The following is a 21,679-nucleotide window of genomic DNA, read 5'->3' on the forward strand; positions in this document are numbered from 1 at the left end:
TGCTGCTGCCGCAGGACGGCGTGGTGGACGGCACGGCCGCGGGCGACGCGATGGGCCCAGGCTACACCGACGCGCAGGGCGACCAGATCGACGACGCGGCCAGCCCGAACGACGTGATCGACGCGGGTGGCGGCAATGACACGGTCGATGCCGGCCAGGGCGACGACACGGTGACGGGCGGCGCGGGCGATGACGGGATCACGGGCAATGCCGGTGATGACAGTGTCGAAGGCGGTTCCGGCAATGACACCTTGTCAGGCGATACCGGCAATGACTTCCTGACGGGGAATATCGGCAACGATGTTCTGGATGGCGGGGCGGACAATGACACGCTGTTCGGCGGTCAGGACAACGACCGGTTGACGGGCGGCACGGGCGATGACTCGCTGCAGGGCAACCCGGGGGATGACACGCTGTCGGGCGGCGAGGGCAATGACACGCTGTCGGGCGGCGAGAACAACGACACCCTGAATGGCGAGGGCGGCAATGACAGCCTGCTGGGCGGGGATGGCCGCGATCTGGCCGATGGCGGGGAGGGTGATGATGTCATCAATACCCGCTCCACGCAGGCGACGCCCGATGTGGCCGGCGGGGCGTCTGACAGCGATCCGAACGACGACCGTGACACGATCTTTGGCGGGGGCGGGAATGACACCATCCTTGCCGGGGATGATGCGGACAGCATCTTTGGCGGGGATGGCAATGACTCGATCGACGGCGGGGTCGACAACGACACCATCGACGGCGGGGCGGATGACGATGTCATTCTGGGTGACGAGGGTCGGGATTCGATCCTTGGCGGGCTGGGCAACGACCTGCTGTTCGGCGGTGTTGCGGGGCCGACCGGAGAGATCGTCAATGCGGGCGGGGTTGATCCGCTGCCGTCGAACAATGCCGACACGCTGGACGGCGGGGCGGGCGATGACACGATCTTCGGCTATGACGACAATGACTCGCTTGTCGGCGGGGATGGGTCGGACGTGCTGGACGGCGGCATCGACGACGACACGCTGTCGGGCGGGGCTGACAATGACACGCTGTCGGGTGGTCAGGGCCGCGACTCGCTGATCGGCGGGGAAGGGGCGGATGTGCTGATCGGCGGGGCCGATGCGGACCGGTTCGTGGTCAGCGGTGCCGACACCATCACCGACTTCAACACGACCGAAGGCATCCAGGGCACGCCGGGGGCATCGAACCTCGACAACGACTTCGTCGATCTGTCGGGCTTCTATAACGATACGACACTGGCTGCCTGGAATGCGGTTGCCGGCAACCCGAAATACGACAACCCGCTGGAATGGATGAAGGCGGACCAGGCGGATGGCGAGCTGCAATCTGCCGGTGGCCTGCGGATCCAGAACGGCGGGGTGGCGGTGGCCGCCGACCAGTTCAGCATCGAGAATACGGGGATCATCTGCTTTGTCCGCGGCACGCGGGTCACCACGGCAGATGGCGAACGGGGGATCGAGGAGCTGGTGGCGGGCGATCTGGTCAAGACGCGGGACCATGGCTATCAGCCCATCCGCTGGATCGGGTCGACCGTGGTTCCGGCAACGGGCCGTCTGGCACCCATCGTCTTCGAGGTGGGGGCGATCGGCAATGCGCGGCGGCTGAAGGTCAGCCCGCAGCACCGCATGTTGCTGGGCGGCTGGCAGGCGGAACTGCTGTTCGACGAGCCGGAGGTTCTGGTGGCGGCGAAGATGATGGTCAACGACACGACCATCCGGCCCGAAGAGGGCGGCGAGGTGGAATATTTCCACATGCTCTTCGACGCGCACGAGATCGTCTATGCCGAGGGCGCGGCGTCGGAATCCTTCCATCCCGGACATCAGGGCTGGGGCGCGCTGGCCGAGGAGGCACGGGAGGAGATCCTGACGCTCTTCCCGATGCTGGAGGGGCAGCGGTTCGAAGCCTATGGCCCGAGCGCGCGGCGCAGCCTGACGGCGGCCGAGGCACGGGTGGTGATGGAGCTGATCCGGACCGATACCGGATCGGTGGAGGCCGCCGAATAACCGGCGCAACCGGTGACAGGGCAAAGCGGCGGCCGAAAGGTCGCCGCTTTTTGCTTGGGGTGGCGGGATTCGGGTTGGTACGGCCCGGTGATAACCAATGCGCGAGTGCCGTTTCCCGATGCAATCCAAGGTCGATTTCCGGCTGTCGCGGGCGTGAATGGCGGATGGGGCCCTGTGTGCCGCGAAAACGGTGGAGTCAGGCATACGTCAGTGCGAGTTCGCGTCCGGTGCCTGAGCCGCGTCGTGAAGTCGCGTTCGCGCCGTCAGGCCGGCATCGGCGAAAACGCCGGATGGGGAATGCGTCTTTTTGCATGGGCCGCCCATGCCTTTGCGACATCGCACCTGCGGGGGGCGTGAAATTGGATTAACCAATGGGCAGGCGTGTGGGTGCGGATCATATCCGGTCCTTCGCTCCGGTCGGCAAGGTGGCGGTTCCTGCGGGACTGTTGGCGGCGGGTCGGGGCAAGGAATGGCCCGATGCGCGGTGTGTATCTGTGTGAGTGACCTGTCCCATGTGGCCATCCCCGCGATGCCCCCATCCTGCGCTTTGCGGCAGCGGCCTGTCGGCCCTGTGTGGCGCGGCCTGCGTGGACAGTTTGTGCGGTGACGGTTCCGGCCTGTGCGGCCAGCAGGAGAGGCCGCTGCAGGGAGTGGGCCTTGTGAGTGGTACGAGTGAGAGGGCGCTTACGGCAGGGGGGCCCGGGATGAGTATGCACGGTGCGGCGCGGTCTTTCTGGCCAGACCGCGCCCGCCACGCCTGCCGTAGCATCCGAAATACAGTCCGGTCGGCCCGTTCCGGTGTCCGACCCATTCATTCCGCCCTGCGGGGGCGGCAACAACCGCAAGCGGCTTGGGGCTTCTTGCAGGCAACACCACGGGGAAGAGCAGAATGTCCAATATCCAGTTTCCGGCCGCATTTGACGGCATGGCGATCGTAGGCTCCGCACAGGCGGGCGGCGCCCTGATTTCCGTCCGGGCGGGGGTGTAAGACCATGGCGACGATCACCATCACCGGCAGCACCTCCGGCTCCGTCTACGTCCAGAACGGCGACATCGTCATCATCGATCCCAGCGCCTATGGCACCTACACGCTCTATGCGCCGGCGGGGTCCGTCTATGATGTCTTCATCAACCAGAACCTGCCGAACTCCATCACCTTCTTCACCGCGCTGAACACCACCGCCAATGCGCATTTCGCGCCGGGCGTGTCGGCCTACAACCTCGATTGGGGCGGGGTGTCGGGCTATGGCGGGACCGAGGTCGTCCAGACCGGGGACGGGTTCCGCATCACGAATGGCGGCGGCTATTCGATGGGCGCGCAGAGCGACACGCTGATCCTTGGCCAGAACAACTATGTCGACAACCAGATCTGGATGGGCGACGGGCAGGATACGCTGGTCATCGGGGCGAACAGCACCGTACGCGGGCAGATCAACACGCAGGGCGGCAATGGCGACGTGATCCGCATCGGGTCGGGAAGCACCGTCGACAGCATCAACCTTGGCGCGTCGGCGGATCTGGCGATCGGGTCGAATGTCACGGTCAACGGCTATATCTACACGGGCACCAGCGCGACCGCCGGCGACCGGGTCACGCTGGGCGACAACACGACTGTGCGGCATTACATCGACCTGAACGCGGGCAACGACACGCTGGATATCGGGGACGGATCGACCGTCGTCTATTCCATCACCGCCGACGAGGGCGAGGATGTGCTGACGATCGGCGACTCGGTCCGGATCACGGATTACATCGATCTGGGCGCGGGCAATGACGTGCTGACCATCGGGGATAACGTGACCGTCGATGACGGCCATTATGGCGAGATCTATGGCGGGGCCGGCAATGACAGCATCACCATCGGGGATGAGGCTGACCTTGGCGCCTATGCCTGGGTCTATGCCGGCACGGGCAATGATACGCTGAACCTCGGGGTCTACAATTTCGCCAATGCGGGCGAATTCAACGGCGAGGGCGGGACGGATACGCTGAACCTGACCGAAGGGTTCGGGGTGTCGGCGCAGGAAATCCGCGACATCCTGAGCGCGCGCGGATGGCGCGACGCGGATGGCGATGGTGTCTACGAGGTCGCGGGGAGCAGCTTCAGGATCGGGAACAGCTGGTTTCACAGCTGGGAGCGGGTGGCGGTCGCGGCCAGTCCCGACGGTGTCGTCAACGGCACGACGGGGGCGGATGTCATCGGGATCGGCTATGTGGACGCGCAGGGCGATCAGGTCGACGGGACCGATGGCCTTGACGATGTGATCATCGCCGGAGCGGGAAGCGATCTGGTCGATGGCGGTCTGGGCAATGACACGGTCTTTGGCGGATCGGGCAACGATACGGTGTCGGGCGGTGACGGCGATGATGTGATCCGCGGCGACGGGATGGAGCCGGGCGGACAGGTCCGCTTGCCGCTGGTCACGCTGACCAATACCGACAACCTGCAGGACAGCCACCAGACCGAGGCTTTCGCCAGCCGCGCGGTGGAGCTGGTCCGGCTGGCCGATGGCCGGTTGGTGATGGTCACGTCGGAAAACTGCACATCGACCGATGGAATCGCGCTTTACGAGATCGACGGGAACCCGGCATCGGCTACCTTTGGGCGGATCATCAATCCGGTCGGGTCGGGACTGACCAATCCCGATGGCGGCGCGGCGGCCGATCTGACGGGCAAGATCAGCCAGTTGCAGTTTTCGGCCGCCGGTGCGGGATTTGACAATATCCAGAGCATGGAAGCCGTCACCCTGCCGACGGGCGAGACCTATGTCTTCACGGCGGATGTTTCGACCGCGACCATCGGCATCGCGCGGATCTGGCCGAACGGGGCGCTGACCGAGGGGCCGTCGCTGACCGATACGGTGCGTCTGGATGCGGTGCAGAGCCTGTCGGTGGTCAATGTCGGCGGGCAGCCGATCCTGCTGGCCTATGCGGGCGGCTGTTCGGACGGGTTGCTGAGCTATGCGATCAACCCCGCGACCGGCGCGCTGACGCTGCTGGACCGCGAGGTGGATGGCAACGGGCTGGGCGAGAATTTCCTTGCGGGCGGTTCGGGCGAGGCACCGTCCTTCGTCGAAGGCTTCACCAACAGCGCGGGGCAGAGCTTCGTTCTGGTCGCTGGAAATGACGGGTGGCAGAACGGCATCTCGCTTTGGACGATCGACGCGGCGGGGCAGTTCACCTTCCAGAATGCGCGGGGGGATGATCAGAACGGGGCGGGCGAGACGGACCCGCAGGGCAACAGGCTGGGGCGCGATCTGGTCGATCCGGTCTGCTCGCAGACGGGTCTGGACGACACGGCGGCGGCGGTCTGGGCGGAAATCGGGGGCAGGACCTATGTCTTTGTCGGCGGGAATGATGACGATGTGTCGATCTTCCGCGTCGATCCGGATGCCCGCAACGATGGCACCTTCGATCTGACGCTGGTCGGCCATGTGGACAACGTGCTGTGCGACATCAGCGCGCTGATGTTCATCCCGTCGGGTGACAGCGGTACGCTGGTCATCGGGGGCGAGCAGAGCGAGCTGCGCTATTTCGCGGTTGCGGTGAACGCGGTGACGGGCGTGGTGACGCTGGATGTGGCGGGCAGCCGCATCGTGGATGACGCGCATGAACCGGGGGCGGAGCTTTGGGATTCCGAAGATCTGGCCTATCTGGACGGGGTTCTCGTCTCGGCCTCGGACAATGATCACGGGGTGGCGGTCCTGACGGCCAGCCCCGGCTTTGCGGCGGGCTCCGGCATGGTCGAGGGCGCGGCGGGGGATGATGCGCTGTCTGGCGGGGCGGGCAATGACCTGCTGATCGGCGGCGGGGGGCGTGACACGCTGACCGGTGGCGAGGGTGCCGATACGCTGGAAGGTGGCGCGGGGGATGACGACCTGCTGCTCGGGGCGGGGGATGTGGCGCTTGGCGGCGGCGGGGATGACGAATTCCGCTTTGACCGGTCGGTCGGCGGCACTGCGGGCATTACCGTCGTGGGCGGCGAGACGGCGGAAGAGGCCGTGGTCGACGCGACCAACAATCCGGCGGGCCGGATCGGTGATGTGCTGGACCTGCGCGATATCGGTCCGGTGACGGTCAGCTATACCAATGGCGATCCGGCGACCGAGTCGGGCGTTGCGACCTATGTGAACGATGCGGGCCAGACGGTGGTGATCACCTTCTCGGAGATCGAGACGGTGCTGACCAGCGGCGACGGTGTGGTCGATGGCACGGCGGGTGGCGACCTGATGGGGCCGGGCTTTGCCGATCTGCAGGGTGACCAGATTGACGGGACCGACGGCGATGATGATGTCATCGCATCGGGCGCTGGTGACGATACGGTCGATGCGGGTCTTGGTGACGACCTTGTGCGCGCTGGCGACGGCGACGATGCTGTCTTTGGCAATCCGGGCAATGACAGTCTGCTGGGCGAGGATGGCAGCGACAGTCTGGATGGCGGCGTGGGCGATGACAGTCTGGACGGCGGCGCGGGAGCGGACAGCCTGTCTGGCGGAGAGGGGGCCGATACCCTGTCCGGTGGCGATGCCGACGACTGGATGTCGGGCGGCGAGGGCAATGATCTGGCCTTTGGCGGCGAGGGCGCGGATGTCATCGACGGCGATGCAGGCGACGATGAAATGCGCGGCGACGGCGGCGATGACGTGATCCGGGGCGGCGCGGGGGACGACCTGCTGCTTGGCGGTGAGGGCGGCGACACGATGGAAGGCGGCGAGGGTTCCGACATCCTGTCCGGCGAGGAGGGATCGGATCAGCTGATCCTTGGCGAGGGCGACGATCTGGCTTTTGGCGGGGCGGGTGACGACTCGGCGCTGGCCGAGGCGGGCAATGACACCGTCTTTGGCGGCGAGGGGGCGGATTTCGTATCCGGCGGCGCGGGCGATGACGTGATCGACACGCGCAGCGCGACGGAAACGGCCGACACGTTCTCGGTCGACTTCGGCGGGCCGGATGCCGACCAGTTCGACGACGCCGATCTGGCCTTCGGGGATGATGGCGACGACCTGATCCTGACCGGCGATGACGCCGATCAGGTGTTCGGCGGTGCGGGGCAGGACACGATCTATTCCGGCTTCGACGGCGATCTCGTGCTGGGCGAAGGGGGGGACGACATCATCGTGGCAGGCGAGGGCGCGGACATCGTCGATGGCGGGGATGGGGCGGACCTGATCTATGGCGGGGTCGGCCCGGGCGAGGTGGAGTTCGGCGCGGATGACGCGGTCGACATCGCCCCCGGCAATGATGCCGACTTCCTTGCAGGCGGGGCGGGCAACGACACGATCTTCGGTGGTGACGATGCCGACTTCCTGTCCGGTGGCGAAGGCGACGACCTGCTGTTCGGCGGTCTGGATGCCGATACGATCGAGGGCGGAACGGGTGACGACATCGCCACCGGCGGGGCGGGCGCGGATGTGTTCATCTTTGTCGCGGGCGGGAATCTGACGGTCATCGACTTCGAGGACGGCGATATGCTCCAGCTGGGCGGGTTCTTCTCGGACCTTGCCGAACTGCTGGTGGATTTCGGTGATGACGGGGTCATCAACCAGTCGGTCGGCGACTTCTCGGACAATGTGGCGATGGACGGCAGCCTGACACTGATCGGCGCCACCGAAGCGATGCTGACGGTCGACACGACGGGCTTGTTCTGATCAGGCCATCGTGTAACCTTGCGCAAGTGCAGGTGGTTTTTGGTGTGCGAGTGAACGGAATGCGTGCGCTCCTGAGCAGCGAGCGTGGGGGGATCATGCCCCTCACCCTCTTTCTTGCGACGGCGATCATTCTGGCCGGAGCCTTTGCCATCAACAATGTCAGGGCAGAGCAGAAACGGTCTGTCATGCAGTCGGTGCTGGATATCTGCACGCTGAACGCGGCGTCGCAGCGGCAGAGCGTGGCACCCGATGTGGTGTTCTATGACTGTCTGGACAAGCACCGCTTCGAGGGGACGATCACCAGTTTCCGCGCCGTGACGGGACGCCGGAAAAGCGTGACGGCCACGGCTGAAGCGACGATGGATGCGTTCTTCCTGCAGGACCGCGAGACCTATACGCTTGTCGCGGCCTCGGAGGCGGCGGAAGAGCGGACGAACCTTGAAATCGTGCTTGCGCTGGACGTTTCGGCGTCGCTGCTGACCACCACCGCGAACGGTCTGCTGCCGATCAACGAATTGAAGGCCGCCGCCAACCAGTTCGTCGAGACGATGCTGGCCGAGGATACGGGTGCCAATATCAGGATCACGCTGGTGCCCTATAATTCCGCGGTCAATCTGGGGGCCGATCTGGCAGGGCGGTTCAACCTGAACGGCGGACCCGGAAACCTGATGAACGGGACCACGCGGATCGGGCCGGATGTGACGCAGATGCGCTGTCCGCTGTTGCCCGGATCGGTCTACAACAGGTTGGACCTGTCCCCGACAGAGCCGCTGGGAATGCACCCCTTTGTCGACATGCTGGGTGGTACGCGGCAGATCATCACGCATCTGGCCTATACGGACGCCAGTTTCGCGGCCGCGACATTGCAGGAGAATCTGTGCAGCTTCTTCCGCCTTGCCCCGTCGCCCGCCACGGACAATGTGGTGCGGCTGCCGGATCAGGTCTATCCCGACGGGGCGGGGGTGGTTCCCCCCGTGCCCACGACACCCCAGGAGCGCATCGCGCTTTTGCAGGGGCGGATTTCGGGACTGCGGACCACGGGCGAAACGTCGATCAATCAGGGGATGCGCTGGGCGCTGGCCTTTCTGGACCCTGCGATGCGTCCGGTTTTCGACGCCTATCGCAGCGCGAACCGGATGCCTGAAACGACGGCGGGTTTTCCGATGGATTACACCGATCCGTCCGCGATCAAGGTTGTCGTGCTGATGTCGGACGGCACCAACCGGAGCGAGTCGCGGATGCGCCCCGAATATCTGGCCGGACCGTCGCCCTTCTGGATGGGCAATGACGGCAACATCTCGTGGCACAATCCGGCGCGGGTGGGCAACCAGTACTGGGTGCCGCATCTGCCCGCGCCGACCGGATCGCCCGCAGGTACGGGAGCGGGGCAGTGGCGGGCCGTACCGTGGCAGAATGCCACCAATACCGGCACCCCTGCGCGGCGGATGGATTATACCGAGGTGTGGCGGCGGATGAAGCTGACCTATGTCGCGTGGCATTTCCACGCGCGGTCGCTGACGCAGGTTCCGACGACCAACACGGCGGCGAACACGACGCGGGTCAATGCCTATATTGCGGCGCTGGCCGAATACATGCCGCCGGAAATCGGTATCTCGGCGTCGACCAAGGATACCGAATTGCAGACCGCCTGCAATCTGGCGCGGGCCCGCGGTATCTATGTCTATACCATCCTGTTCAACACGGGGACGACGACATCCGAGACGCTGCGTACCTGTGCCAGATCGGAGAGTTTCGCCTATCCGGCAACGCCGGAAGATATCGCGGCGGCGTTTTCGCAGATCGCGCTGCATATCTCGACCTTGCAGCTGACCGAATGAGCCTGCGCCGCGTGATCAGACAGTTCTGCCTTGGCCGGCAGGGCGCGGCCTCGCTGGAATTCGTGGTGACGTTTCCCATCCTGTTCGTGATGTCGGTGCTGTCGATCAACCTGTCCTTCACGATGGTGCAGGCGACGCTGCTTGAGCGGGCGCTTGATCTGACGGTGCGGGATTTGCGGCTGGGCAATATCACCAATCCGGCCATGGCAGAGCTTGAGCAGGCGATCTGCGACCGGATGGTCATTCTGGGCAATTGCCGCGGGTCGCTGACGCTGGAATTCACGCTGGTCGATCCTGTGACCTTTTCGGTGCCGCCCCGGATGGGCCCCTGCTCGGTGCGCGACGCAGAGGCCGAACTGGCGCGCGCAGGCCAGAGCTATGCCACGGGGGGGCAGAACGAACTGATGCTGGTGCGGGCCTGTGTGGAAGTGGAGAACATCATCGTCCGGTCGGGCAACATGCAGCTTTACGCGCGATCCGCCTATGTCGTCGAACCGGAATGACATGATGCGGGACAGGGGATTGCGGGCGGCGGTCCGGCGGTTTTTGCGTGACAGCGGCGCCAGTGCGACGGCGGAGATGGTGATCGCGGTCGCGACGCTGAACATGATGATGGGGGCGTTCTTCCTGTTCTGGAAGGCCTTTGGCGCCCATGCTCTGGCGGACCGGACTGCCTTTACCGTCAACGATCTGGTGACGCGGCAGAGGGGAGTGGAATTGCAGCGCCCGCTGCTGGACGGGCTGGAGCGGATGGCGGAGTTCATGCTGGATGCGGATCAGGACATCTCGGTCCGGTTCACGCAGGTGACCTTTCGCAAGGAACGGCCGACCGACCCCTCTGCCAAGATCATGATCGACTGGAGTTATTCGCCCTGTGGCGAGTTGCCGGCCGCGGTTGCGGGGGACGGGTTCGACGTCGCCTCGCTGCCCGTCATGGCCGAGAACGCGACGATGATCATTACCGATATCGAGGTGCCGTTCTGGTCGCCCATGCCCATGATCCCGTCAATGACGTTCGAGCGGCGGGCGGTGTCGGTCTACCGGTTCGAGCCGCGGTTCAATCTGGCCGGAGCGGGCGGGAGCAGTTGTTCCGATTGAGACCACCCGTCGAGAGCGGTTTGCGGTGGTCCGGCAGAAGGTTTGGGGAAAGTGGCAGCCCGTAGGGGAGTCGAACCCCTCTTCCCAGGTTGAAAACCTGGTGTCCTAACCGATAGACGAACGGGCCGCGGTCAGTGCGGCGGTGTCTAATGGGGCCACGGGTGACTCGCAAGAGGGAAAATGCGCCTCAGGCGCGGGCGGCGTCCTCGAGGCGCAGTTGCACCTTGGTCTGGCCGTTCCAGTGGTTCAGTTCCAGCCGTCCTGCAAGGTGGAAGCGGGCGTGCCCGCCTTCGGACAAAGCGGGGCCGAGGGGGGTGTCGAAGGCGCCGAAGGCGACGGCTTCGAGCTTGGGGCCCAGCCCGTCGCCGAAGGTCAGGCGCAGGTGGGATTCGCCCATGCGGCGGGCGCTGACGGCCATGGCGGCAAAGGCGAAGCGGGGGGCGGGGGCCGAGGCGCCGAAGGGGCCGGCCTCTTCCAGCTTTTCCACCAGCGCGCGGTCGGCGGCGGCGGGCATCAGAAGGCCGTCCAGCTTCAGGTCGGCGGGGCCGGTCGTGCCCGCGCCCTGACGGGCGAGCAGGTCGGAGAGGCGGTCCATGGCGGCGGCGAGTTTGGCTTCCTCGACCGTCAGGCCCGCGGCCATGCGGTGGCCGCCGCCCTTGAGCAGCAGCCCTTCGGCGGCGAGGCGGTGGACGGAGGCGCCAAGGTCGACGCCCGAGACGGAGCGGCCCGATCCCTTGCCGATGCCGCCGTCGAGGCCGATCACCACGGCGGGGCGGTTGGTCGCTTCCTTGAGCCGCGAGGCGACGATGCCGACGACGCCGGGATGCCAGCCTTCCCCCGCCGCCCAGACGAGGGGGGCGTCCAGACCGCGCGATTCCGCCTGTGCAAGTGCCTGATCGCGCACGCGCATTTCGATGTCGCGGCGTTCTGTGTTCAGCTCGTCCAAACGGGCGGCGAGGGCCTTTGCCTCGGCCTCGTCCTCGCAGCACAGGAGGCGCGCGCCGAGGTCGGCGGCACCGATGCGGCCGCCTGCGTTGACGCGGGGGCCAAGGAGGAAGCCGAGGCTGTAGCAGGTGGGGGCGGTGTCCATGCGGGCGATGTCGGCAAGGGCGCGCAGGCCGATGCGTTCGCGGCGCGCCATGACCTTGAGCCCCTGCCGCACGAGGGCGCGGTTGACGCCTGTCAGGGGGGCGACATCGGCCACGGTGGCAAGCGCCACGAGGTCGAGAAGCGCCATGAGATCAGGGCCTTGCACCCCTTCGCCGCGGAGTTGGCGGTTGGCTTCGACCAGCAGCAGGAAGACGACCGAGGCGGCGCAGAGATGGCCGAGGGAGCCATCCTCGTCCTGCCGGTTGGGGTTCACCACGGCGAGGGCAGGGGGCAGCGTCTCGGCCCCGAGGTGGTGGTCGAGGACCACAACGTCGGTGCCTTTTTTTACAGCGGAATCAATGGGTTTGTGCGAGAGTGTGCCGCAGTCCACGCAGATGATGAGGTCGTTCTGTTCGGCCAGCGCCTGCATGGCGGGGACGTTTGGGCCGTAGCCTTCGTCGATGCGGTCGGGGATATAGAGGGTGGCGTCGCGGCCCATGGCGCGGAGCCAGACGATGAGGAGGGCGGCGGAGGAGCCGCCGTCGACGTCGTAATCGGCAAAGATTGCGATTTTCTGGCGGGCGCGGACGGCGTCGAGGAAGCGGGCGGCGGCGCGGCCCATGTCTTTCAGCGTGAGCGGGTCGGGCAGCAGGTCGCGCAGGGCGGGCGCGAGGTAAGCCATTGCATCGGCAGGGGAAACGCCGCGTTTGACCAGCGTCAGGCAGAGTGCGAGGGGCAGGCGGGTGGATTGGGCCATGGCTTCGGCCAGACGGTCCTCGTCCGCGGTCGGGCCGATCCAGCGGCGGCCTGTGAGCGAGGTTTCGACGGAGAGGAAGGCGCGGGTGGTCATGGGGATTGGAGTGCCGCAAAGCGGGGTGCGGCGCAAGGGGAGCCGTGCCGCAGGCTGTGCAGGCGGCTGTGCCGCAAAGTGTCAGCACGCAGCGCACGGTGGGGGTGGGGGTGCAGAGGACCGACGCGAAACTGTCCGGTGGACAGTTTCGCCGGTCCGATCGCGGCTGAGGCAACGAAGCCGCGAGGGGTTGTCCACCCGCTCTGCCGGTCTGGGCACGGGAAGCGCCCGCCCCGGTGGGGGCGCTTGTCGCCCCCACCGCCCGGGGGGCGGGGGCGGCCCGTGCGGGGGCGCACGGGCGGGACAGGTGGACGCTTGGTCGCGGCGCGTGCGGCGATGGCCGCACGCTTTGGAGACGGTGCAGCAGGCCGTCTCGCCCTTACTTCAGCGGGCTGCGATAGGTCATGCGGCGGACGGAGCCGGTCTTGGAGCGCATCAGGATCGTCTCGGTCGTCACGGCGGTCGGTTCGCGCTTGATCCCCGAGAGGAGCGAGCCGGTCGTCACGCCGGTGGCGGCGAAGATGACGTCGCTGCGGACCAGATCGTCGCGCGTATAGACGCGGTCGAAATTGGTGATGCCGGCCTTGCGGGCGCGGGCGCGTTCGTCATCGTTGCGGAACAGCAGCTTGCCGAAGAACTGCCCGCCCATGCATTTCAGCGCCGCCGCCGCCAGCACGCCTTCGGGCGCGCCGCCGGAGCCCATATACATGTCGATCCCCGTCACCTCGGGTTCGGCGCAATGCATGACGCCTGCCACGTCGCCATCGGTGATGAGCCGGATCGCCGCGCCGGTGGAACGGATTTCCTTGATCAGCTCTTCATGGCGGGGGCGTTCGAGGACGCAGACGGTGATGTTCTCGGTCGAGCAGCCCTTGGCGGCGGCCAGCGCCGAGACGCGTTCTGAGGGCGTCATGGTCATTGTCACTGTGCCCGGCTTGTAGCCCGGGCCGATGGCGAGTTTTTCCATGTAGACGTCGGGGGCATGCAGGAGCGTGCCGCGCGGGGCCATGGCGATGACGGTGAGCGCGTTGGGCATGTCCTTGGCCGTCAGGGTGGTGCCTTCGAGCGGGTCGAGCGCGATGTCCACCGCGGGGCCGTTGCCGGTGCCGACCTCCTCGCCGATGAAGAGCATCGGGGCCTCGTCCCGCTCGCCTTCACCGATCACCACGACGCCCGCGATGTCGAGGAGGTTCAGTTGGTCGCGCATCGCATTGACGGCGGCCTGATCTGCGGCCTTTTCGTCCCCGCGACCGATCAGCCGCGCAGAGGCCAGAGCCGCCGCCTCGGACACGCGGGCGAGACCCAGAGAGAGCAGACGGTCCTGGAATTCGTCCTTGTCGGCCATGCGGGGCACTCCTTCGGCTGGCGGTTCGGGCCTGCCTTAGCGAAGGGGGCAGGGCGGGGCAAGCGTGGTGGCGCTAACGGGGTGTCGGGGGTTTTCTGACGGGGGGGCGATTGACCATGCCGCGCAAGGTCGGGTTCCGGCCCGTGCCCGAAGCACGGGCCGCGCGCGCCCCGCCCCCCGGGGGCGCGCGCATCCGCGCACTCCCCGGCGGGACGCGCGCGGCCCTACCGGCGGAGGGTCGAAACGTGCCACTGGCACCTTTCGACCCTCCTTGCACTTTCGGATCATGCCACTGCCCGGGTTGAGAGGGAGGTCCCGGGTCAGGCCCGGGACGGGGCTTGCGTCAGACTTCCTCGATCCGGATCGCCACGGGATTGCCCACCACCACACCCGTCGCGGCGAAGGTGGAGAGCGCATGTGCGATGTCGGCGGGGGCGGCCTTGTGGGTGACGATAAGGACGATGGCCTTGTCATCCGCCTCGTCCGGCTGGTTGATCTGGCGCATCTGGTCGATGGAGATGCCCGCCTCGCCGATGCAGGTGGCGACCTTGGCCAAGGCACCCGGTTTGTCGAGCAGCGTCATCCGCAGGTAATAGGGCGCAGGCGTCGCGGATTTCGCGGCGACGGGTTCGACAAGGCTGGTGGCGGGGCGACCGAAGGTCGACAGGCGGAAACCGCGGGCGAGGTCGATCACGTCCGCCATCACCGCGCTGGCGGTCGGGCCTTCGCCCGCGCCGGGGCCGCGCAGGACGATCTGGCCCACGCTGTCGCCTTCGAGGACGACCATGTTGGTGCCGCCCTGCAATTGCCCAAGCGGGCTTTCGGCGGGGACGAGGCAGGGGGTCATGCGCTGTTCCAGCCCGCGGCCCGTCATCTGGGCCACGCCCAGAAGCTTGATGTGATAGCCCATGTCGTCGGCCATGCGGATGTCCTCGATGGACACGTTGCCGATGCCTTCGAGTTCCACCCTGTCAAAGCTGACCTTCGTGCCGAAGGCGATGGCGGCGAGGAGCGAGAGCTTGTGGCCCGCGTCGATGCCGCCCACGTCGAGGTTGGGGTCGGCCTCGAGATATCCCAGCTGGCGGGCCTCTTCGAACACGGTTTCATAGGGGAGGCCCGCGTTCTGCATCCGCGTGAGGATGTAGTTGCACGTGCCGTTCATGACGCCCATGACGCGGCGCATCTGGTTGGCGGCGAGCCCTTCGGTCAGGGCCTTGATGACGGGGATGCCGCCCGCGACGGCGGCCTCGAAGCGGATGACGCGGCCGGCGGCTTCGGCCGTTTCGGCGAGGATCTGGCCGTGATGGGCGAGAAGGGCCTTGTTCGCGGTGACGACGTCCTTGCCGGTGGCGAGGGCGGCTTCGGTGGCCAGTTTGGCGGGGCCTTCGTGGCCGCCCATGACTTCGACGAAGACATCCACGTCGTCGCGTTTGGCCAGTGCGACGGGGTCGGTTTCCCAGGCGTAGCCCGACAGGTCCGCGTCACGGTTTCTGGACCGGTCGCGGGCCGAGACGGCGGTGATGGTGACGGGGCGCCCGGCGCGGGCGGCGATCAGGTCGGCGTGTTTCTGGACGATCTTGACGACGCCGATGCCCACGGTTCCCAGACCGGCAAGACCGAGGCGGAGGGGGGCGGCGGGCATGGGAGACTCCATCATGGATCGAACCCCGCCCTGTTAGCCTGTCGCGGCGGGCTGTGCAACGCGCGGGGCAGGATTGGCGATGTCGCCCGTCTTACGGGGTGGTGGCGGCGCGGCTGCGGAGCGCGTCGCCGCGCGATTGCAGGGCGGCGGCGGCCTCGGCGTTCAGGGTGGGGCTGGTGGTGGCGAGGATCTCTTCCACCGGCAGGAGCGGGGGGGCGGGGGCGGTGGCATCGCTGTGGATGAAGCCGGGATCGGCGCATCCGGCGAGAAGGGGCAGGCAGAGAAGGGCGAGGATCAGGCGCATGCGGGCCTCTGGCGCGGTTTGGCCGATCCTAGCCGCGCCGGAGGGGGAAAGGAAAGGGGCGGCCCTTGCGGTACCGCCCCCTCTTTGTCCTGTGACCGGTGTGCCGCGCTTCAGTGGGCGGGGCGGATGAAGGTGCCGTTCCGGAGTTCGGTCATGGCCTGCCGGATCTCGGCATCGGTGTTCATCACGATGGGGCCGTGCCATGCGACGGGTTCCTGGATCGGCGCGCCGGAGATCAGGAGGAACCGGATGCCGTCGGGGCCTGCGGTCACCGTCACCTCGTCGCCCGTGCCGAACTGGACCAGCGTGCGGTCGCCGGACATGTCGCGGATGTTGACCTCTTGGCCGCGCACCTCTTTTTCCAGCAGCACGCCCTGGGGGGCGCTGGCGTCGCGGAAGGTGCCCTTGCCTTCGAAGACATAGGCGAAGGCGCGGCGGTAGGTGTCGATCCTGAAGGTCTTGCGGCGGTTCGGGGGGACGTAGATGTCGAGATACTGGGGATCGGCGGCGATGCCGTCGACGGGGCCGGTCTTGCCCCAGAAGCTGCCGACGATCACCTTCACGATGGTGCCGTCGTCATCCATGATCTCGGGGATGTCCTTGCCCTTGACGTCCTGATAGCGCGGCGCGGTCATCTTGAGGGACGACGGCAGGTTCGCCCAGAGCTGGAAGCCGTGCATCTGGCCCTTGGCGTTGCCGCGCGGCATTTCCTGATGGAGGATGCCGGAGCCTGCGGTCATCCATTGCACGTCGCCGCCCTTGAGCAGGCCATGATTGCCGAGGCTGTCGCCATGTTCGACGGCACCTGCGAGGACGTAGGTGATGGTTTCGATCCCGCGATGGGGATGCCAGGGGAAGCCGCGCATGTAGTCGCGCGGGTCTTCGTTGCGGAAATCGTCGAAGAGCAGGAAGGGGTCCATCCGTTCGGGATCGCCGAAGCCGAAGGCGCGGTGCAGGTGGACGCCCGCCCCTTCATAGGTGGGCTGGGCGCGGTTTTCGTGGATGACGGGACGGATGGACATGGGGACACTCCGGTGTTCGCGTTGACCGGAAGGTAGGGGCGCGGGGCGTGGCGGGCAATCCCGCCCGCTTGCAGGCCCTTCGTGCCGTGGCGCACAGAGGGCGGGTCAGCAGTTGGTGTTCAGGCAGAGCGTGGGCAGGAAGCGGGGACGCATCGCCACGGTTTCCTCCAGCCGCGTGACGGGCAGGATGTCGGTGAGCGGGGCATAGGGCACCGTCACCTCGACCAGCACGACATTCGAGCCCACCGCCATCATCGGCAGTTCCGCGACCACCGCCCCCAGCCCGTCGGGTGTGAGCGCGCCGACCGAATTGCCCGGGGAATAGGACCAGAGCACCTGAAGCCCCGTCGCACCGGTCGGCCCGTCCGAGATGCGGCGGATGCTGGAGAAGCGCAGGTCCGCGTCGGTGTCGGTGATATATTCGAGGATACGCTCCAGCCCGTCGAGGAAGGCGGGGGTGGCGGGGATCATCTCGCGCGAGAGCATGTCGGAGATGGCATAGCTGGCTTTCTGCACCTCGTTCTGGGTGCGGAAGGCATCCCAGAAGGTGAAGAAGCCCGTCATGCCCAGCACCATGACCGGCAGGATGATGATGGATTCCACCAGAAGCGTACCGGACCGGTCGCGGCGGAAGCGGCGCAGCAGGGCGCGGGGAAACCGGGGGCGGGGCATCAGCTCGGCTCGTTCACATAGACGGAGGAGACGGCCAGCGCGTAGCCGCCCATCGCGTCGAATTCGATGGGCAGGGCGTAGCCGGAGGTGGGGAACATCGCATCCACCGCGATGCAGACGCGGATCAGCATCAGATCGTTCTGCTGGCCGGGGACGATGTCCGTTACCGGCTGGATGATCGAGGTGTCGCGCGTCACGCAGGGCGTGCCGGGCGGGGGCAGGTCAAAGGTGGTGCGGTTGATCCGCAGGATGTCGACGGCGGTGTTGATGTAGCAGTTCTCGATCAGGAAGGTCCGGTCGCAGACGTCGCGGCGCAGCGTTTCGGCGGTGGGATTGGCATAGAGCCCCAGCCGCAGGTCGCGGATCACCATGTCGGTGGCGCGGTCGATGCTGACCCAGCGCACCATCATCAGGCCGCTTTCGAGGGCGGCGATGAAGACGGTGAAGAGCAGCGGCACGAGGATCGCGAATTCGACGGTTGCCGTGCCGTCGTCGCGGCGCAGGAAGCGCCGGAGGAGGTTCGGGAGCGGGGCCATCAGTTGATCAGCCTCAGTTGCGTGATGTTGGTGGCGATTGCCTGGAAGGCGGCGTTGAGCGCGGTGGTCGAGGTGCTTTCGAAGAAGTGCCCCGTGGAGGAGGCGCAGTTGCTGACCGTGTTGATGCCGCGCGTCGGGGCCGAGAAGGCCACGCCGTAGATCAGCACGCCCTGCGATTTGGTGGCCGTGCAGATCTGTTGCAGTTCGGCGTCCATGTCCGGCGTGCTGGTATTCGTGCCGCGACGGGTGCGGAAGGCGTTGATCTGGTTGGTGTAGATCGTCGCCTCGGACAGCGTGCCGGCAAGCGGGCGGGCGTAGAGATGCCAGGCCACCCAGCTGACGTTGAGGTTCTGCCAGACTTCCTGCCAGCTTAGCCGCGTGCCCTGTGTCGAGGTGGTGCCGCCCCACGAGGTGGATCGCCATTCGCCCTGCAGGCCGTTGCGGGACCGCCCGTCGGGGTCGCGGTGGGGAACCCAGAACTGGTTGCTGCCTGCGGCCGAGGGGCGGCCCGTGACGTGCTGGATGGAATAGTTGCCGTCCGTGCCGCGGAAGATGGGCGAGGGGCCGGTGCGGTAGTCGTCGTTCAGGCGGACATCGCCGAAATTCTCGCCGTCGGTCATCAGCACGATGATCTTGAGCGCGTCGCGGCGGGAATAGTCGAAGGGGCGGTCGCGGAAGGCTGCGGGGACGGTTCCGGCGGTGACGAAGTCGTTGACGATGCTGCGCGCCTCGGGGTCGAGGAGGGCGCCGCCCCATTTGAGGCCCGCGTTGATCGAGGTCGCGCCGATGGCGGTGAGGGCGTTGATGTAGCCGTGCAGCGCCGTGATGTTGTTGTCGGGCAGGCGGACCACGTTGACGGTGGAGGGCGGGCACCACACGCTGTCGGGGTCGGGCGTCATGCCGGTGGTGGAATGGGTCGAGGGGAAGCTTTCCAGCGTGTTGTAGGCATCGACCCAGCCTGTCGCGGGCAGGGCAAGGCTGCGGGGGATGCCCGCGTAGCCATAGACCGAAGTCGGCATGTCGACGCAGTTGACATCGGCGGTGGCGGTCAGGTTCGGCAGGTGGGTGACGTTGTATTTCGACCGCAGCGAGGCACCGAGATTGACCTGTCCGTTATAGGGCACGACGGCGATCGAGATGTTGTTGTTGTTATTGGCAAGAACCGTGCTGACGAAGTTGCGCGCCGCGGTCTTGAGGCCCGTCAGCTTGGTTCCGGCCATGGAGCCCGAGACGTCGAGGACGAGGACCACTTCGATATTCGTGGCGCGCTGTTCGGCCTTGGACCTTGCGTTGACGGCGATCTGGTCGACCCCCGATGCGCCCATGAAGAGCGTTTCGACCGACATCTCGGCCGTCGCCTCGACTGACCGCTGGCCCGTGCTGTTGGTGACGTTGACGTCCGTCAGGAAGGAGAGGAGCCCCGCACGGTCGACGCAGTCGCGCATCACGGTTTCGGGGTCGAGCGTCTGGCGCAGGGCGGCGGCGTTCAGGGCGCAGCGGTCGAGGGTCTGGGTCAGCGCGGTGCGGCGGTTCTCGGTCCGCATGAGGTCGACGGCCATCCCGCTCATCAGGAAGAAGGTGGCGAAGAGGAAGAGGCCGAAGACGAGGAGCGAGCCGTCCTGACGGGCGGCGAAGCGGCGGAGGGGGCGGGGCAGGGGGTTACGCATGGGGGACCGTGGGCGGAACGGGGAAAGGGCGTGCGGTGCGGGGGCTTGCGCTGTGGCGGGGCGGCGGGTGCGTTGCACGATTTTGTCGCAAAGCGGGCCTGTGGCGTCGGCGGGGTGCGGGGGGGCGTGTCGCGCGCGGCGCGCGCGATTCGGCGCGGGGCGGGGTTCGGGTTGACCCGGGTGCCGCGTTAATGATTATGACTTCCGTCATGGACTTGCATACCTTTGGATAATCACGCCGCGCCTGCGGGTCGGGCCGGTTCTGTTAACTAAAATTAACCATTTGCGGCGGCAGCATTGCGGCAGGATCGGGCGGAAGTCTGGCCATTTCCCTGCAATGCGCCGCATGGGCAGGGGCCGCTCAATCTGCCGGTAAGTATGCCGTTCTAGGATGCGGGCGGTCGCAGAGGCGGCAGCAACAGGGAGGACGACATGCAGCACTCAGGCGAGCCGAGTTTCCGGCAATCCGTCGATCTGATGTTCAACCGCGCGGTGCGGTTGATGGACCTGCCGCCGGGGCTGGAGGAGAAGATACGGGTCTGCAACTCGACCTATACGGTGCGGTTCGGCGTGCGGCTGCGCGGTAAGATCGAGACTTTCACCGGTTACCGGTCGGTCCATTCGGAACATATGGAACCCGTGAAGGGCGGCATCCGCTATGCGCTGTCGGTCAATCAGGACGAGGTGGAGGCGCTGGCCGCGCTGATGACCTATAAATGCGCGCTGGTGGAGACGCCCTTCGGCGGGTCGAAGGGGGGCCTGTGCATCGATCCGCGCCAATGGGACGACCACGAGCTGGAACAGATCACGCGCCGCTTTGCCTATGAGCTGATCAAGCGCGACCTGATCCATCCGGCGCAGAACGTGCCCGCGCCCGACATGGGCACGGGCGAGCGCGAGATGGCGTGGATCGCGGACCAGTATGCGCGGATGAACACGACCGACATCAATGCCAAGGCCTGCGTCACCGGCAAGCCGCCCCATGCGGGGGGCATCCAGGGGCGGGTGGAGGCGACGGGGCGGGGCGTGCAATTCGCCCTGCGCGAGTTCTTCCGCCATCCCGAGGATGTGGCGAAGGCAGGTCTGGCGGGCGGGCTGGAGGGCAAGCGCGCCGTGGTGCAGGGGTTGGGGAACGTGGGCTATCACGCGGCCAAGTTCCTGTCGGAAGAGGACGGGGTGAAGATCACCGCGATCATCGAACGCGACGGCGCGCTGGTGGATGACCGCGGCCTGCCGGTCGAGGCGGTGCGGGCGCATCTGGCGGCGACCGGCGGCCTTGCCGGTTTCGCGGGGGCGGAGTTCGTGGCGGATGGCGCGGCGGTTCTGGAAAAGCCCTGCGACATCCTTATCCCCGCCGCGATGGAGGGGGTGATCCACATGGGCAATGCCGCGCGGATTTCGGCGCCCCTGATCATCGAGGCGGCCAACGGCCCCGTCACCTTCGGCGCGGACGAGATCCTGCGCCAGAAGGGCACGGTCATCATCCCCGACATGTATGCCAATGCGGGCGGCGTGACGGTGAGTTACTTCGAATGGGTGAAGAACCTGTCCCATATCCGGTTCGGCCGGATGCAGCGGCGGGCCGAGGAGGCGCGGTCGCGGCTGATGGTGGAGGAGCTGGAGCGTCTGAGCGCGGACAAGGGGCTGGGCTGGACGCTGTCGCCGGATTTCAAGGAGAAGTTCCTGACCGGATCGGACGAGCTGGCGCTGGTGCGGTCGGGGCTGGATGACACGATGCGCACGGCCTATCAGGCGATGCGCGAGGTCTGGCACGGGCGCGAGGATGTGGGCGATCTGCGCGTGGCGGCCTATCTGGTGTCGATCGGGCGCGTGGCGCAGACCTACCGGTCCAAGGGGTTGTGACGGGGTCCGGCAGCATCGGGGGATGCCCGTCCCGGGCTTGACCCGGGACCTCCGCCGTGGCTTGCGGCGCGGCGCCTGAAGGAGGCCCCGGGT

The 21,679-nt window shown here is 66.8% G+C and carries 14 protein-coding genes and 1 tRNA gene; 6 read left to right on the plus strand and 9 right to left on the minus strand.

What is annotated here, in order from left to right; genetic code table 11:
* The 5 genes from GU927_RS15255 to GU927_RS15275 all read left to right on the plus strand — a co-directional run.
* A partial coding sequence (locus GU927_RS15255) for a Hint domain-containing protein (protein WP_217765698.1) occupies positions 1-2,012 on the plus strand: 2,012 nt, incomplete at its 5' end.
* A gap of 992 nt (positions 2,013-3,004) precedes the next feature.
* Positions 3,005-7,660 (plus strand): calcium-binding protein, encoded by a 4,656-nt coding sequence (locus tag GU927_RS15260; protein ID WP_161763334.1) that lies wholly within the window; start codon positions 3,005-3,007, stop codon positions 7,658-7,660.
* 95 nt (positions 7,661-7,755) lie between these two features.
* Positions 7,756-9,498, plus strand: a complete 1,743-nt coding sequence (locus tag GU927_RS15265) for a hypothetical protein (RefSeq protein ID WP_161763335.1) — start codon at positions 7,756-7,758, stop codon at positions 9,496-9,498.
* Entirely contained in the window at positions 9,495-10,001 is a 507-nt protein-coding gene (locus tag GU927_RS15270) for a TadE/TadG family type IV pilus assembly protein (RefSeq protein ID WP_161763336.1), read from the plus strand. The genes GU927_RS15265 and GU927_RS15270 overlap by 4 nt, the downstream gene beginning before the upstream one ends.
* Before the next feature lies 1 nt (position 10,002).
* Positions 10,003-10,596: a hypothetical protein gene (locus GU927_RS15275; protein ID WP_217765699.1), complete on the plus strand. Its 594-nt coding sequence runs from the start codon at positions 10,003-10,005 to the stop codon at positions 10,594-10,596.
* A 52-nt stretch (positions 10,597-10,648) separates the two neighbouring features.
* Here GU927_RS15275 and GU927_RS15280 read toward each other — a convergent pair.
* The 9 genes from GU927_RS15280 to GU927_RS15320 all read right to left on the minus strand — a co-directional run bounded on the left by GU927_RS15280 (position 10,649) and on the right by GU927_RS15320 (position 19,723).
* A tRNA-Glu gene (locus GU927_RS15280) sits at positions 10,649-10,723 on the minus strand.
* Positions 10,724-10,783: 60 nt separating this feature from the next.
* The gene (gene recJ, locus GU927_RS15285) at positions 10,784-12,535 is read right to left on the minus strand and encodes a single-stranded-DNA-specific exonuclease RecJ (protein ID WP_161763338.1); all 1,752 of its coding nucleotides are present in this window, start codon (positions 12,533-12,535) and stop codon (positions 10,784-10,786) included.
* 379 nt (positions 12,536-12,914) lie between these two features.
* A complete protein-coding gene (gene glpX / locus GU927_RS15290; protein ID WP_161763339.1) occupies positions 12,915-13,880 on the minus strand; it encodes a class II fructose-bisphosphatase in 966 nt (321 codons plus the stop codon).
* A 343-nt stretch (positions 13,881-14,223) separates the two neighbouring features.
* Positions 14,224-15,522, minus strand: a complete 1,299-nt coding sequence (locus GU927_RS15295) for a homoserine dehydrogenase (RefSeq protein ID WP_161763340.1) — start codon at positions 15,520-15,522, stop codon at positions 14,224-14,226.
* A 91-nt stretch (positions 15,523-15,613) separates the two neighbouring features.
* Positions 15,614-15,826 carry a hypothetical protein gene (locus GU927_RS15300; protein WP_161763341.1) on the minus strand — a complete coding sequence of 71 codons (213 nt, stop codon included), beginning with the start codon at positions 15,824-15,826 and terminating at the stop codon, positions 15,614-15,616.
* Between the two features lie 110 nt (positions 15,827-15,936).
* Positions 15,937-16,848, minus strand: coding sequence for a pirin family protein (locus GU927_RS15305; RefSeq protein WP_161763342.1), 912 nt, complete (start codon positions 16,846-16,848; stop codon positions 15,937-15,939).
* Positions 16,849-16,953: 105 nt separating this feature from the next.
* Positions 16,954-17,520: a TadE/TadG family type IV pilus assembly protein gene (locus tag GU927_RS15310; RefSeq protein ID WP_161763343.1), complete on the minus strand. Its 567-nt coding sequence runs from the start codon at positions 17,518-17,520 to the stop codon at positions 16,954-16,956.
* On the minus strand, positions 17,520-18,056 hold the full coding sequence (locus tag GU927_RS15315; protein WP_161763344.1) for a TadE/TadG family type IV pilus assembly protein: 537 nt from the start codon (positions 18,054-18,056) through the stop codon (positions 17,520-17,522). The genes GU927_RS15310 and GU927_RS15315 overlap by 1 nt, the downstream gene beginning before the upstream one ends.
* Positions 18,056-19,723 (minus strand): VWA domain-containing protein, encoded by a 1,668-nt coding sequence (locus GU927_RS15320; RefSeq protein ID WP_161763345.1) that lies wholly within the window; start codon positions 19,721-19,723, stop codon positions 18,056-18,058. The genes GU927_RS15315 and GU927_RS15320 overlap by 1 nt, the downstream gene beginning before the upstream one ends.
* A 432-nt stretch (positions 19,724-20,155) precedes the next feature.
* On the opposite strand from GU927_RS15320, the gene GU927_RS15325 reads away from it, so the two are divergent.
* Positions 20,156-21,586, plus strand: a complete 1,431-nt coding sequence (locus GU927_RS15325; RefSeq protein WP_161763346.1) for a Glu/Leu/Phe/Val family dehydrogenase — start codon at positions 20,156-20,158, stop codon at positions 21,584-21,586.
* The last annotated feature ends 93 nt before the right edge of the window (positions 21,587-21,679 follow it).

The organism is Paragemmobacter amnigenus (assembly GCF_009908265.2).
Lineage (GTDB): Bacteria > Pseudomonadota > Alphaproteobacteria > Rhodobacterales > Rhodobacteraceae > Paragemmobacter > Paragemmobacter amnigenus.

Bases quoted from the DNA above. Each gene is read 5' to 3' on its own strand.
- GU927_RS15275 (WP_217765699.1), top strand. From the start codon at position 10,003: ATGATGCGGGACAGGGGATTGCGGGCGGCGGTCCGGCGGTTTTTGCGT.
- GU927_RS15260 (WP_161763334.1), top strand. From the start codon at position 3,005: ATGGCGACGATCACCATCACCGGCAGCACCTCCGGCTCCGTCTACGTC.
- GU927_RS15295 (WP_161763340.1), bottom strand. From the start codon at position 15,522: ATGCCCGCCGCCCCCCTCCGCCTCGGTCTTGCCGGTCTGGGAACCGTG.
- GU927_RS15265 (WP_161763335.1), top strand. From the start codon at position 7,756: ATGCCCCTCACCCTCTTTCTTGCGACGGCGATCATTCTGGCCGGAGCC.
- GU927_RS15320 (WP_161763345.1), bottom strand. From the start codon at position 19,723: ATGCGTAACCCCCTGCCCCGCCCCCTCCGCCGCTTCGCCGCCCGTCAG.
- glpX (WP_161763339.1), bottom strand. From the start codon at position 13,880: ATGGCCGACAAGGACGAATTCCAGGACCGTCTGCTCTCTCTGGGTCTC.
- recJ (WP_161763338.1), bottom strand. From the start codon at position 12,535: ATGACCACCCGCGCCTTCCTCTCCGTCGAAACCTCGCTCACAGGCCGC.
- GU927_RS15325 (WP_161763346.1), top strand. From the start codon at position 20,156: ATGCAGCACTCAGGCGAGCCGAGTTTCCGGCAATCCGTCGATCTGATG.
- GU927_RS15270 (WP_161763336.1), top strand. From the start codon at position 9,495: ATGAGCCTGCGCCGCGTGATCAGACAGTTCTGCCTTGGCCGGCAGGGC.
- GU927_RS15305 (WP_161763342.1), bottom strand. From the start codon at position 16,848: ATGTCCATCCGTCCCGTCATCCACGAAAACCGCGCCCAGCCCACCTAT.
- GU927_RS15300 (WP_161763341.1), bottom strand. From the start codon at position 15,826: ATGCGCCTGATCCTCGCCCTTCTCTGCCTGCCCCTTCTCGCCGGATGC.
- GU927_RS15315 (WP_161763344.1), bottom strand. From the start codon at position 18,056: ATGGCCCCGCTCCCGAACCTCCTCCGGCGCTTCCTGCGCCGCGACGAC.
- GU927_RS15310 (WP_161763343.1), bottom strand. From the start codon at position 17,520: ATGCCCCGCCCCCGGTTTCCCCGCGCCCTGCTGCGCCGCTTCCGCCGC.